Genomic DNA, 12977 nt, shown 5'->3' with positions numbered 1-12977 from the left:
ATGACTGACCCAATAAGCGACCTCCTAACTAGAATTAGGAATGCTACACAGGCAGGGCACCTAAAAGTAGATGTTAATTACTCTAAGATTAAGGCCGAGATTGTCAGGATTCTAAAAGAAGAAGGTTATATTAATAACTATAAAATTACAGGTGAGGGTCATAAACGTACAATACGAATTTACATCAGGTATGCTCAGTCTTCTGAACCTGCAATCAGGCATCTTTCCAGAGTCTCCCGCCCGGGAAGAAGGGTTTATGTCAATGTAAATAGAATACCTCGTCCTCTTAATGGTCTTGGTACTTGCATACTCAGCACCTCGCGCGGCATACTGACTGGTAAGGAAGCCTATCTGAAGCACGTCGGTGGAGAAGTTCTCTGCCTTGTTTACTAGTTTTTCTACAGTGCCTTTACTGAAAACAATGTCAAGAATAGGTAGTCGTCCAATTCAAATCTCTGGGCTCTCTGTAAAAATAGAAAATGGTACTCTTTCTATAGCGAAGGGTGAAGTTTCATTTAAGTTGAAAATCAATGAAGGTCTAAGGGTAGATATTCTGGATGGACATCTTCGGGTTGTGTCACTCAATAACTCAAGTCATCAATATCAAGGATTGTTGAGGACTCTAATTAACAACGCTATTACTGGACTTCAATCCAAGTTCTCAGTTGACTTGGACTTAGTTGGTGTTGGCTACAAAGTAGATAAGAAAGACAATAAGCTTGTCTTTAGTCTAGGCTACTCCCATCCAGTAGAATACCACCTTCCAGATGGTATAGATTGCATTATTGAAAAGTTACAAAAACCAATACAGCAGTACCAAGCCACACTGACGATTAAGGGTTCTGATAAGGAGCTTGTTGGACAAGTTGCAGCGAATCTAGTAAAACTGAGAGTTCCTGATGCCTACAAAGGCAAAGGCATTCGTTATGCTAGTAAGCCAATCCTCCTGAAACCAGGAAAATCTGGTGGCAAAGGAGGAAAGAAGTAGGACGAACTCTAAAGCTTAACTACTAATATAGAGCAAGCTGAGATAATTATGGGCCACCGAAGAAGAAAAATAAAAGGGTCAGTTGATACTCGCCTTCGCCTCTGTGTATATCGAAGTGCAAAGCACATCTATGCACAAATCATAGATGATGTAAGAGGAATTACTGTATGTTCTGCCAGCTCACTAAAATTACAAGAATATACTAGCGATGAAACAAAGCTAACACGTAAAGTGTATTTAGCAAGTAAGGTTGGTAAAGAAATTGCTGAAGAAGCAAAGAGAAGAGGTATTACCAAGGTATTCTTTGACAGGAATGGTTACAAGTACCACGGTAGAGTCAAGCAGCTAGCAGAGTCAGCTCGTAGGGGAGGTCTAGATTTTTAGGATAATCTTATGAAGAATAAAGTACTATTCGAAGCAGGTGAATCTGATCTCAAAGACTCAGTTATATCGATTAAACGGGTTACAAAGGTAGTGAAGGGTGGAAAAAACATGAGCTTCAGTGCCCTCGTTGTTGTTGGTGACGGAAATGGAATCGTAGGTTTTGGCAAGGGGAAAGCATCAGAGGTTCCCATAGCCATTAGGAAAGGGATAGAAGCAGCAAAAAAAAATCTAATCAGAGTAGACTTGAATGGCGGTACATTGCCCCATAGTATTATTGGCAAGTTTGGTGCTGGCAAGGTACTTATCAAGCCAGCTAAGGAAGGCAAGGGCGTAATTGCGGGTGCAACTGTGAGGGCTGTCCTGCAGGTACTTGGCGTTCGCGATGCCGTCACTAAAGTGCTGGGTACTAACAACCCAGCTAATATTGTTCGAGCTACTTTTGCCGGCCTTTCCACTGTTCGCTCTAAGGAGCATATAGCCCTAATTAGAGGGAAAAATCCGGCAGATTTATAGAGAAGGGAAACAGAAATGCTATCTCTGAAGAGCCTTACCTGTCCTGACAGGAAAGTAAAGAAAAGGGTTGGGCGTGGTTCCGGTTCGGGGATTGGAAAGACTTCTGGGAGAGGAGTAAAAGGACAGAAGTCTCGTTCCGGTTTCAAGCTAAAACGTGGTTTTGAGGGAGGGCAGATGCCTTTACATCGCCGCCTACCAAAGAGAGGCTTTTCTTGTGTCACTGCTAGGAAGCGCAAGACCTACACGTTAGATATTCGTAAACTTGCCCAGCATTATACAGCAGAAGAGCAAATATCAACTCAATCTCTAATGAATAAGGGACTGATCAAAGGAGCTTTGCATAAGTTGCAACACCTCAAGATAGTAGGAGTAGCTCCTAAAGACAAGAAAATTACAATAGCCGGGAATTTGCGTACTTCAGCTAGACTTAGAGCGGCAATAGGTTGATAAGATGTCGATAATAGAAAGCATAAAGCAAAAAATAATTAGCATCTTGCAGTCAAAAGATGTGAAAGGTAGACTGCTATTTACACTCTCAATGATTCTTCTCTACCGACTTGGTAGTCACATCCGTGTTCCTGGTATAGACCAAGATAAACTGAGACAGTTGTGGCAGAGCCTTCAAGGTTCGTTGATTGGTGTCTTAGACCTCTTTTCAGGAGGTAACCTGAAGGTAATATCAGTATTTGCATTAGGCATTACTCCGTACATTACTTCGTCGATTGTTATACAACTACTTACGGTTGTTATTCCTTCACTGAAACGTCTTCAAGAGGAGGGTGAAGTAGGACGCCGAAAAATAAATCAGTATACTAGGTATCTAACCATATGTCTATCTATTTTCCAGTCAACAGCAATTACCTTTTGGATGCAGTCTCAGCCTGGACTCGTCAATCTTACCCCAAGCTTGTTTGTACCCCTATCTGTAATCACTCTGACCACTGGCACAGCGCTAGTTATGTGGGTTGGCGAGCAAATTACAGAAAGAGGAGTCGGCAATGGGATCAGCTTACTCATATTCGCTGGTATTATCGTTAGATTCCCTTCAATACTTGTTCAGTTATCTAGCAACATAGGGAATGACCCTCTTTCTGCGCTTGAGACAGTTTTACTTCTTGTTCTGTTACTCGCTCTAACTGCTGCAATAGTATTCGTTGAAAAGGCATACCGTCCAGTGGTTATTGAGCATGCAAGAAGACGCAGTGAGTTTCCAGACTCCAATTCCTATCTGCCTCTGAAAATAAACATGTCAGGGGTAATACCTGTCATATTTGCATCTTCGCTCCTTGCTTTTCCCATAACGATAGCTCAGTTTGCAAGCGCAAACGACTCACTTGCTGAATCACTCACACGCTTCCTTCGTCCAAGTCATCCATTGTACGAACTGATATTTACAGCGGGGATAATATTCTTTTCCTTTTTCTATGTTTCTGTGATCTTTGATGTACATGAAGTTTCCAATAATCTCAGGAAGTACGGTAGTTATATCCCTGGGTTACGGCCTGGCAAGTCAACTGCTGAGTATTTAGACTTTGTTGTTACAAGGATTACTGTGGTTGGTGCCTTATATCTTTCGATAATCTGTTTTGTCCCCCAGTTTGTTGCAAATGGCTTGGACGTTGGAGAAATTCCAATCATTGGTGAATGGCTATACTCCAGTCTTTCCTCCAACCCTGCGCTGTCTTGGATGGTAAAGGGCTTTGGTTACACATTTTATTTTGGCGGCACATCGCTACTGATAGCTGTAACTGTCTCCATGGATACAGCGCAGCAAGTTGAAGCCCGCCTCCTGACCAAGAAGTATGACCCGGCCGGTGGAGGAGTCAAAGTCAGGGGGCGCCGCATTCGACAGGAGGTTTCCGATGGAGCATAAGCTGCCACTTGCTGTAATCATAATGGGTCCGCCTGGGTCAGGCAAAGGCACACAGTCCAGTAGGCTAAGTGCTTCGATGAATATACCCAAGATATCGACAGGTGATATACTTCGCCAAGTCTCTCTAGGAGAAGGACCTAAATCAGAATACATACGCAGTGTTATAGCGACCGGCGGCTTGGTTTCAGATAATATACTAGCTGATTTGATTGTTTCTAGGCTTTCGGACCTTGATTGTAAAGACGGTTTTATACTAGATGGTTATCCTCGAAATATCCAACAGGCTACTTTCTTGGGAGAACTTCTACTAGATAGGAATTATAAACTCTTGGTTATTGAAGTTATAGTTCCCGATGACACTCTCATAAAGAGAGTAAAGGGAAGATATTTATGTAAAAACTGTGGTACGATATATAATAAATACTTTGCGAAGCCTCAGAAAGATGGAATTTGTGACAAATGCGGAAGTTCGGAGTTCACCTACAGATCTGATGACAATGAACTGGTCATTAAGGAGCGTTTGAAAGAATACAACACTCAAACAATTCCAGTTTTAGACTATTATAGACAAAGAAATCTGTTGGTTTCGATAAATGGAGAGAAAACTTCAGATGAGGTTCATGAAGATATACTCCGCCAAATAGCAAGAGCATTAGTTAATGATTGTAACTAAGACATCTCATGAAATAAAAAAGATGCATACAGCCGGAAGATACTTAGCTGAGCTCCTACTCTTGCTCAAGCAGAACACCATTCCCAGCATAACGACCCGTAGATTGAATGAAATTGCTGAAAGCTGGTTATCTAAGAAAAAACTCTACTCTCCATTCAAAGGATATAGAGGATATCCATCAAGCATTTGTGTTTCCGTTAACGAACAAGTTGTTCATGGGATCCCCAAGGAAACGCTAATAAGAGAAGGTGATATTGTGAGTATAGATGCTGGAGTTGTTTTTGACGGATATGTAGCAGATGCTGCGGTTACTGTTCCTGTTGGGAATGTTGCAAAAGAGATGCAAAAACTAATAAGTGTTACGGAAAATTCTCTCTATCGTGGGATATCGCAAATGATTGAAGGGAACCGTTTATACGACATTACCTATGCAATATACTCATACACTGAGTCATACGGCTATAGCCTAGTGAGAGAGTTTTGCGGTCATGGTGTTGGTCGCAGGATGCATGAAGACCCACAAGTACCTAATTGTGGGCACAGACCAAATACGGGTCCTCGACTCAGATGTGGATGGGTTCTAGCTATAGAACCTATGGTTAACATGGGTTCTCCGGGAGTGAGAATTGAAAGCGATGGCTGGACAGTTGTAACAAAAGACGGTAAGCCTTCAGCCCACTTTGAGCACACCGTTGCGATTACCTCTAATGGGCCATTGATTCTTACAGCCCTTTCGTAAGACCTAAAAACTCATTGGATGCCAAGTATTTCAAGTGAGGTAGGGTTGTGCCTAAAGAAGACTCAATTGAGGCGTCAGCATTCGTTATTGAAGCTCTCCCGAACGCGACCTTTAAGGTTGAGCTAGAAAACAAGCATATTGTGCTGGCTCGTATTTCTGGTAAGATGAGAAAAAATTTTATAAAAATACTCCCTGGTGATAAAGTTCTAGTTGAACTTTCACCGTATGACTTGACAAGAGGTAGGATTGTTTATAGGTACAAGTGAGAAAAAGGAGAGTTAGAAGCCAATGAAGGTAAGAGCATCTGTGAAAAAAATCTGTAAGTCTTGTAAGGTAATTATTAGGTTTGGAACCGTCCGGGTAATTTGTACTAACCCCAAGCATAAGCAGAAGCAAGGTTGATTAACGGAATGGAGATAGTTGCATGGCTCGTATCGCTGGTGTCGATCTGCCAGAAAATAAGAGTGTCCTGATAGCTCTAACCTATATATACGGCATAGGTAGGTCATTGTCTGCAAAGATACTAGAAAAAGCGAATGTTGATCCTAGCATCAAGATGCGCAACCTATCTGAAGATGAGTTGGGTCGTATTAGAGCTGTTATAGACAGCTCTGTCGTTGTAGAGGGGGACCTAAGAAAGCAGATTCAGCTTGATATTAAGCGTCTTGTAGAGATTCAGTCCTACAGAGGATTGCGTCACAGGAAAGGGCTTCCAGTTCGCGGGCAAAGGACACACACAAATGCACGAACCCGTAAGGGACCTCGTAGAGCTACAATAGCGAAGAAGAAAGCACCTGGTAAGAAATAGTAGCTGTACAAAACCTAGAGAGAGCGAAGTATGTCAAAGAAAGCAACTTCTACTAAGAGTTCTCTAAAGAAGAAGAACTACAAGAAAAAAGAGAAAAAGAACATTCCGAAAGGTATTGTTCATATTCAAGCTTCTTTCAATAATACAATAGTCAGTATAACCGACTTAAATGGCAATCTCATAGCCGCTAGTAGTTCGGGATCGCTTGGTTTTAAAGGGTCTAGAAAGGGAACGCCTTTTGCTGCTCAGCAAGCAGCAGCCAAAGCTGCATTACTTGCTAAAGATTCAGGTATGCAATTCTGTGAGGTCCGGGTTAGTGGCCCCGGCTCTGGTCGCGAGTCAGCGATAAGAGCGATACAGGCAAACGGCATAGAGATTCAACTCATTCGTGATGTAACGCCGATTCCGCACAACGGATGCCGTCCTCGTAAACGACGGCGAGTATAAGGCAGGCTTACGGACAGGTTACAGGGAATATAGGAGGCTAAGAAAAAAGCGTGGCAAGATACCGTGATGCAGTTTGTCGTCTTTGTCGTCGCGAAGGTGTAAAGCTTTTTCTCAAAGGAAATCGATGCTACAAGCCTTCTTGTGCGATAGAAAAAAGAGGAATCTATCCGCCGGGTCAGCACGGCAAAGACTCAAAGCGTGGGAAACTGACCGGATACGGTGAGCAATTACGAGAAAAGCAAAAAGTTAAGCGAATATATGGGATGCTTGAAGGTCAATTCAGAAATTACTTTGAAATGGCTGCACGTCAACGAGGTATTGTAGGAGAGAACCTATTGATTTTATTAGAGCGGAGACTAGATAATGTAGTCTATAGAATAGGATTTGCTACTTCTAGGGCATTTGCAAGGCAGCTAGTCAACCACGGGCATGTTTTAGTAAATGGTAAGAAGGTAAATATACCCTCTTTCCAAGTGAAAGTAGGAGATATTATTTCAATAAAGAACGAAAGTGCATCTAACCCACAAATACTTCAATCCTTTGAAACTGCTGCCGGTAGGGGGCGCCCAAGCTGGATAGAAATTGGAGATAAGAATACCCTATCTGGTCGAGTTATAGCCCTTCCCCGCCGCGAAGATATTACCCATCAGGTCAACGAGCAGATGATAGTGGAGTTGTACTCTAAGTAACTCCTAATTCCTTCGCTGGGTGATGTAAGAACCATGTTGACGCCGTTTCAGCGACCAAAAAAGCTAGATTGTAATCTCGAAACACTGACCGAGACATACGGCTGTTTTTATGCGCAGCCTTTTGAGAGAGGTTTTGGGACGACAGTCGGTAACAGTATCCGGCGCGCTCTTTACTCTTCTATGGAAGGAGCAGCTATTACAGCTGTTAAGATTGAAGGGGTGTTACACGAATTCTCTTCAATACCCGGAGTTGTTGAGGATGCTACAGATATTATTCTTAATCTGAAAAGAATACCCTTCAAGATGGCTTCCGGAAAACTGGTCTCAACATTGCGTCTCAAGTGTGATCAACCAGGCGAGATATATTCTCGTAATATCGAAGTGGAAGAAGGGGTAGAGGTCTTAGACAGTAACGTTTACATAGCCACTGTCAGTGAAAATGGGTCACTCAATATTGAAATGCGATTAAAGATAGGACGAGGGTACGTATCTGCTGACAGGAACTTTGATGAGGATCTTGCTATCGGTTATATACCTATTGACTCAGTCCATTCGCCGATTAAGCGTGTTCGGTGTAATGTTGAATCAGCCCGCCTTGGGCAAGATACAGACTATGAAAAATTAATCCTTGAAGTTTGGACAAATGGGAGTATAAAGCCTGCTGACTCAATTGGCTTAGCTGCCAAGCTAGTCAAGGATCATATGTCAATATTCATAAACTTTGAAGAAACTGAAGTTGACGTAGAACCGGCTAAGACAGTTGAGCGAAGGCCAGTACAAAATGAGAACCTAGACCGCTCTATTGAGGAGTTAGAGTTAAGTGTAAGATCTTACAATTGTTTGAAAAACGCAGACATCAAGACTATAAGAGAACTTGTTCAAAAGAATGAGCAAGAAATGCTAAAAACTAAAAACTTTGGCAGGAAATCTCTGAATGAGATAAAGGAAATCCTAGCTGCAATGGGACTTGGTCTAGGAGCGATATTTGATGAGGATGGCAATATAATAGGTTACAGAAATGATTAGGTGACAACCTGTCTCTCGGAGAAGTTGCTATGAGGCATCTAAATGCACACAGAAAATTAGGACGTACATCAGCCCACAGGAAGTCCTTACTAAGAAATCTTGCCACCTCCTTGGTCCTGAATGAGCGGTTGGTTACTACTTTGCAGAAAGCAAGAGAGCTTCGCCCCTTTATCGAACGAGCAGTTACCCTTGGTAAGAGAGGTGACTTGCACGCCCGGCGACTAGCAGCAGCCTACTTCCATGCAGGAAACCAAAATTGGAATGCAAACCCAAGACGCCCAAAACATGGTTCTGATAGGACAGCAGGAGTTGCTGCGCTAGCCAAGCTTTTCGATGTAATTGCAGTACGCTACTTGGAAAGAAAAGGCGGCTACACGCGCATATTGAAGCTTGGAAGTCGTCGTGGAGACAATGCAGAGCTAGCTATTATTGAGTTTGTCGAGCCAGGTAGCAAATAGGCAGGCGATCTACTACGCCAGCTAGAATCCCATTCGCTTCGGTACTACTTCAAGTGTCGAAGCTTATTTTTTGAGAGGGTGAGTCTGTGAACTTAAAAGAAATCAAAGAGCTTATAGAGTTTATTAGCAGTAAAAATATTGCCGAGTTGGAAATTGACAAGGCTGGTCTAAGGCTTCGTATTAAGACAACCTATTCGACAAATATCCTATCTGCATCTACATCTCCTAACATATCCTTGACGGAATCGCATACCCCTTTGCGAGGAGAAAAGTCCACTGTTAGTGACTTCACATCACCGTCTAGTAATCTAGAAGAAGTGAAGGAAGATGACCTACATGTCATTTACTCACCTATTGTGGGAACTTTTTATCGCGCCCCAAGCCCAGACTCTAAGCCTTTTGTCGACATAGGTAGCCAAGTCTTACCTGGTACTGTCCTCTGTATTATAGAGGCTATGAAACTGATGAATGAGATCGAGTCAGATGTTGCAGGCGAAATTGTAAAAATACACCAAGAGAACGGTAAACCCGTAGAGTTTGGTCAGCCACTTTTTTCCTTAAAGAGGAAGTAACAGTGCCTTTGTTTAGAAAAGTACTTATTGCTAACCGAGGTGAGATAGCCTGTCGCATTATATGGGCATGTAAAGAGCTTGGATTAAGAACAGTTGCTGTCTATTCCCAAGCTGACGCTGATTCTCTACACGTTCGCTTTGCTGATGAGGCTGTTTGTATTGGACCAGCTCCTTCCAAACAAAGTTACCTGAACATACCAGCCCTAATTAGTGCGGCTGAAGTAACTGATGCTGATGCAATTCATCCGGGGTATGGGTTCTTGTCAGAAAATGCCCATTTTGCAGAGGTCTGTGAAGCCTGTAACATCACGTTCATAGGTCCTTCACCAAGTGCTATTAGAACCATGGGGGATAAAGCAACTGCCAAGGCAACAATGCGGGCTGCCGGAGTACCAGTCATACCGGGCAGCGATGGTGTGCTTGAGTCGCTAGAAGCAGCGGAATCTGTTGCATTTGAAGTTGGATTTCCTTTGATGATCAAGGCAACGGCCGGCGGCGGGGGGCGTGGCATGCGTGTTGTGAGATCGATGGAAGAATTGCGTTCAGCCTTTCAAGCCGCCCAATCGGAAGCTGCGGCAGCTTTTGGGAATCCCGGTGTTTATTTGGAAAAGTATATCGAAAAGCCTCGGCATATTGAGATTCAGGTGCTAGCAGACAAACATGGTAATATGGTCCATTTTGGTGAACGGGACTGCTCGATACAGCGCAAAAATCAAAAGCTTATAGAAGAGTCCCCCAGTCCAGTTGTCTCACCTGAGATGCGTGAACAGATGGGACAGGCAGCACTCAGCGCCTGCCAAAGGGTAAACTACACAAATGCCGGTACGGTAGAGTTTATTGTAGATGAAGCACTAAACTTTTACTTCATGGAAATGAATACAAGAATACAAGTTGAACATCCAGTAACAGAATTTGTTGCTGGTATCGACTTGGTACGTGAGCAAATTCTTATAGCAACTGGAGAGAAACTAGCTATCTCGCAAGACAGAATTAATCTTAGAGGGCATGCAATTGAATGTCGGATCAATGCCGAAGATCCAGAAAAGTTTACGCCATCTCCAGGATGTATTACGTCCCTCAATATTCCCAGCGGGCCTGGTGTTCGCGTAGATACCCATGTGTATTCAGGTTACAAGGTACCTCCTTATTATGATTCAATGGTAGCGAAGTTGATTGTGCATGCACCAGATCGAGACCAAGCAATTTCTCGCATGAAAAGAGCCTTAGAAACTTTTATCATAGAAGGCATCAAGACCACTATACCGCTCCACCAACGCATTATGGATAGTGAAGTCTTTAGATCAGGGAGTTTTTCTACTCGCTTCCTTGAAACCTTTATGAGTCACTAGAAACTCTTTTACAAAGTAAACTCTTGGCTAATTGCTGAGCCTCTACGAAGTTCTTGACCTTCTCATCAATTTGGTGTTCATGGATTTGCCGGAGTAGTTTTCCTACTTTAGGTCCTGGGGTCATACCCATTTTTAGGATATGATGTCCTCTAAGTATAGGGGAGAGCAGTTTTTTAGCTGAATCTGACTTTTCCTCAAGCCAAGTTAGCATTTCTTCTGAATCACCAAGATACAATGCCTTTGAAAGACAAATAACTAGCTTGAGGTCAGTAATTCTTGCTATTCTCCTAAGAGCAAAAGTGGATACCTCTTGTTTTTGAAGCTGATGGAAGATCTTGTATGGGAGTAAGTGTATTTTGCTTAGTAAGATTATCTGAGTTCGCAACTGATACCCTTGGTAGGCATAGAAGCCAAGGGCGTCGAGAAAGCGAGTTAGGCTATCATTACTCAGTCTGGTTCCAACTATAGACAAAAGAACTGATATTTTCTCTGGCTCACTTAGTTCCTCCGTAAACATTTTACCCCTATCGAGTGAAGTCAACACATAGTCCCAGCCTGACTTCATCGGATATGGGTTTTCTCCTATCAGCGAACTCTGCAACTCGTATAGCATAGGAAAAAGTTGTTCAACAACCCTAAGTTCTAATAAATACTCGAATCCTAAAGATGGGCGAGGAGAAAGTAAGAGAAGTTTTTTTACTTCATTCCATATTCGTTCCTTTGGAATATCCGTTAAGTCTATCTCTTGGCATAAAATCTTTGTATCACTGGTTATCTTTAGTTGGTATCTGGAGGACAATTGCGCTGCCCGTAAAACTCTCAATGAGTCGTCTTTGAATGTATTTGTGTTGACTACCTGTAGTTCTCTACTGTTGAGATGGTGAAGTCCTTGGCAGGGATCAATTATGTTTCCATCAAGTGGGTCTTGCAGGATAGCATTGATGGTAAAGTCACGTCTGCTTGCTGCTTCTTGGATGGACATCCAAGGATCTCCTTGAATGAAAAAACCGCGATGTCCATACCCCTGCTTGGACTCCCGCCTTGGAAGTGATACGTCTATTTCAAAAGCCGATTCAACGTTAGGTTTTAGCTTATAAACAGCAAAGTGTTCTCCTACCGTACTCACTTTTCCGTGTTTCTCAAGGAGTTCTCTAAGCTGCTCGCTTGGTAATCCGTAAACCTCAATATCATAGTCTTTTATAGGATAACCAAGTAGCTTATCTCTGACACAGCCTCCTACAAGAAATGCCTTTCCACCTACTGATCTAATGTCTTTACACAGCTCAATGAGCCAAGCTGGTAACGAGTCTGCCATACTGGAAAAAGGAAGGAATGTCGGTCTATTTGGGGTAATTCTGAAGTTTTCTCAGAGAAAATTCTGTAATTGACTCAAGTATAAGATCGGCTTGATAAAGTTTCTCTTTGGGATAGGAATTGGTTATAGCAACACAGTACATAGATGCTGCTTTAGCGGCTGCTATACCAGCTACTGAATCCTCTATAACAATACACTCCAAAGCTGAGATGGGGATGCCTGACTTCTCTTGTAACTGTTGCAAAGCTAATAAGTAGCCTTCTGGCGAGGGTTTGCTATTCTCAACATCTTCAGCCGTAATGATGGCTGTGAAATACTCCAATAAAGAGTGTTTTTGTAAAACCAACATAATTTCTTGACGGAGCGCACCTGAACAAATACCTAGTAATACTTCTGATGAGAACTGTTTGATTGACTCGACAATTCCAGGAAAAAGCTTAACTTCTGTGAGACAAGACTGGAGTAATCTAGCTTTTCGATGAATAAATTCTTCAAGTTTTTCAGGTGGAATCTCTCTTAACTTGGCCATTGAAAGAGCTTTTCTAAAACAGCTTCTATCATCAAGAGCAAGGTAGGTTTCATTGTACATCTCCCGGTCAATCCAAATTCCTTCCTCAGACAGGATTCTTCTTAGGCAATTGAAGTGAAGTTCTTCCGTGTCAGCAATAACCCCATCAAAATCAAATATAATAGCTTTTATCATTGTCAGACTGAACTTCAAAATCTTTCAGAGAGGTAAAGAATGAAACTATCCTTAGTCACTTTGATTATTTTGGTAAGTCTCTTTCTCTCAGTTTCTCCTGTGCCCCTACTTGGACAAGGGAGTGTTGGTGTTGGAAGGGCACCGCGCACAGCAAGTGAGGTAAAGCGCAATCTAAAGACAATCCTGATTGTAAAGTCAGTCAATCCCGATCTGTACACAATTGAAGCAACTGATGAGATCACAGGGGATGAACTCACCTACCGTGTTTCACGGAATGCTAAGATCGGGACGGAAAAAGGCTTTCCAATTCTAGGTCGTAGCAAAGAAATTCGCTTGGCTGACATCAAACCGGGGCAACGTTTGGAAGTGGTCTATCGTGAGTCTCTACCTACCCAGCTTACCCGTGTTACCTTGCTCAGAGACAAGACGGCCGAGTAGCG

At 42.7% G+C, this 12977-nt stretch carries 20 protein-coding genes; 18 read left to right on the top strand and 2 right to left on the bottom strand.

The window, feature by feature from the left end:
* The 17 genes from rpsH (at position 1) to accC (ending at position 10519) form a co-directional block, all read left to right on the top strand.
* Positions 1-393, top strand: coding sequence for a 30S ribosomal protein S8 (rpsH, locus tag J8C01_RS07285; protein ID WP_081464771.1), 393 nt, complete (start codon positions 1-3; stop codon positions 391-393).
* Positions 365-988, top strand: coding sequence for a 50S ribosomal protein L6 (locus J8C01_RS07280; RefSeq protein WP_148263977.1), 624 nt, complete (start codon positions 365-367; stop codon positions 986-988). Before rpsH ends, J8C01_RS07280 begins: the two co-directional genes overlap by 29 nt.
* Before the next feature lie 48 nt (positions 989-1036).
* Complete coding sequence (gene rplR, locus J8C01_RS07275; protein WP_081464769.1) at positions 1037-1372, top strand: 50S ribosomal protein L18; 336 nt, start codon at positions 1037-1039, stop codon at positions 1370-1372.
* Positions 1373-1381: 9 nt separating this feature from the next.
* Positions 1382-1885 carry a 30S ribosomal protein S5 gene (gene rpsE, locus J8C01_RS07270; protein ID WP_041569141.1) on the top strand — a complete coding sequence of 168 codons (504 nt, stop codon included), beginning with the start codon at positions 1382-1384 and terminating at the stop codon, positions 1883-1885.
* Between the two features lie 15 nt (positions 1886-1900).
* Positions 1901-2332: a 50S ribosomal protein L15 gene (rplO, locus tag J8C01_RS07265; protein ID WP_049787480.1), complete on the top strand. Its 432-nt coding sequence runs from the start codon at positions 1901-1903 to the stop codon at positions 2330-2332.
* Positions 2333-2336: 4 nt separating this feature from the next.
* Positions 2337-3758 (top strand): preprotein translocase subunit SecY, encoded by a 1422-nt coding sequence (secY, locus tag J8C01_RS07260; RefSeq protein ID WP_211431483.1) that lies wholly within the window; start codon positions 2337-2339, stop codon positions 3756-3758.
* Positions 3748-4431, top strand: coding sequence for an adenylate kinase (locus J8C01_RS07255; protein ID WP_211431482.1), 684 nt, complete (start codon positions 3748-3750; stop codon positions 4429-4431). The genes secY and J8C01_RS07255 overlap by 11 nt, the downstream gene beginning before the upstream one ends.
* Positions 4418-5170 (top strand): type I methionyl aminopeptidase, encoded by a 753-nt coding sequence (map, locus tag J8C01_RS07250; protein WP_049787479.1) that lies wholly within the window; start codon positions 4418-4420, stop codon positions 5168-5170. Before J8C01_RS07255 ends, map begins: the two co-directional genes overlap by 14 nt.
* Before the next feature lie 47 nt (positions 5171-5217).
* The gene (infA, locus tag J8C01_RS07245; RefSeq protein ID WP_049787478.1) at positions 5218-5436 is read left to right on the top strand and encodes a translation initiation factor IF-1; all 219 of its coding nucleotides are present in this window, start codon (positions 5218-5220) and stop codon (positions 5434-5436) included.
* 22 nt (positions 5437-5458) lie between these two features.
* Entirely contained in the window at positions 5459-5572 is a 114-nt protein-coding gene (rpmJ, locus tag J8C01_RS07240) for a 50S ribosomal protein L36 (protein ID WP_049787477.1), read from the top strand.
* Positions 5573-5594: 22 nt separating this feature from the next.
* On the top strand, positions 5595-5978 hold the full coding sequence (gene rpsM / locus J8C01_RS07235; protein WP_049787476.1) for a 30S ribosomal protein S13: 384 nt from the start codon (positions 5595-5597) through the stop codon (positions 5976-5978).
* Positions 5979-6008: 30 nt separating this feature from the next.
* Positions 6009-6425, top strand: a complete 417-nt coding sequence (rpsK, locus tag J8C01_RS07230) for a 30S ribosomal protein S11 (RefSeq protein ID WP_211431481.1) — start codon at positions 6009-6011, stop codon at positions 6423-6425.
* 50 nt (positions 6426-6475) lie between these two features.
* Positions 6476-7114 (top strand): 30S ribosomal protein S4, encoded by a 639-nt coding sequence (rpsD, locus tag J8C01_RS07225; RefSeq protein WP_211431480.1) that lies wholly within the window; start codon positions 6476-6478, stop codon positions 7112-7114.
* A 33-nt stretch (positions 7115-7147) separates the two neighbouring features.
* Positions 7148-8140, top strand: a complete 993-nt coding sequence (locus J8C01_RS07220; RefSeq protein WP_081464767.1) for a DNA-directed RNA polymerase subunit alpha — start codon at positions 7148-7150, stop codon at positions 8138-8140.
* Between the two features lie 29 nt (positions 8141-8169).
* Complete coding sequence (gene rplQ / locus J8C01_RS07215; protein ID WP_081464766.1) at positions 8170-8598, top strand: 50S ribosomal protein L17; 429 nt, start codon at positions 8170-8172, stop codon at positions 8596-8598.
* A gap of 86 nt (positions 8599-8684) precedes the next feature.
* A complete protein-coding gene (gene accB / locus J8C01_RS07210) occupies positions 8685-9170 on the top strand; it encodes an acetyl-CoA carboxylase biotin carboxyl carrier protein (RefSeq protein ID WP_211431479.1) in 486 nt (161 codons plus the stop codon).
* An 8-nt stretch (positions 9171-9178) separates the two neighbouring features.
* The gene (gene accC / locus J8C01_RS07205; RefSeq protein ID WP_211432698.1) at positions 9179-10519 is read left to right on the top strand and encodes an acetyl-CoA carboxylase biotin carboxylase subunit; all 1341 of its coding nucleotides are present in this window, start codon (positions 9179-9181) and stop codon (positions 10517-10519) included.
* Here accC and J8C01_RS07200 read toward each other — a convergent pair.
* Both J8C01_RS07200 and J8C01_RS07195 read right to left on the bottom strand, forming a co-directional pair.
* Positions 10506-11834 carry a CCA tRNA nucleotidyltransferase gene (locus J8C01_RS07200; protein WP_211431478.1) on the bottom strand — a complete coding sequence of 443 codons (1329 nt, stop codon included), beginning with the start codon at positions 11832-11834 and terminating at the stop codon, positions 10506-10508. The two genes, accC and J8C01_RS07200, sit on opposite strands and share 14 nt — an antisense overlap.
* Before the next feature lie 25 nt (positions 11835-11859).
* Positions 11860-12537, bottom strand: coding sequence for an HAD family hydrolase (locus J8C01_RS07195; protein WP_211431477.1), 678 nt, complete (start codon positions 12535-12537; stop codon positions 11860-11862).
* A 39-nt stretch (positions 12538-12576) separates the two neighbouring features.
* Between J8C01_RS07195 and J8C01_RS07190 the strand changes: the two genes are divergently transcribed.
* Positions 12577-12975, top strand: a complete 399-nt coding sequence (locus J8C01_RS07190) for a hypothetical protein (protein ID WP_148263976.1) — start codon at positions 12577-12579, stop codon at positions 12973-12975.
* Positions 12976-12977 lie beyond the last annotated feature (2 nt).

The organism is Chloracidobacterium sp. D (assembly GCF_018304685.1).
In the GTDB taxonomy this organism is placed as follows: Bacteria; Acidobacteriota; Blastocatellia; order Chloracidobacteriales; family Chloracidobacteriaceae; genus Chloracidobacterium; species Chloracidobacterium thermophilum.
The sequence above is the reverse complement of the archived record's forward strand: the minus strand, read 5'-3'. Positions and strand labels throughout refer to the sequence as shown.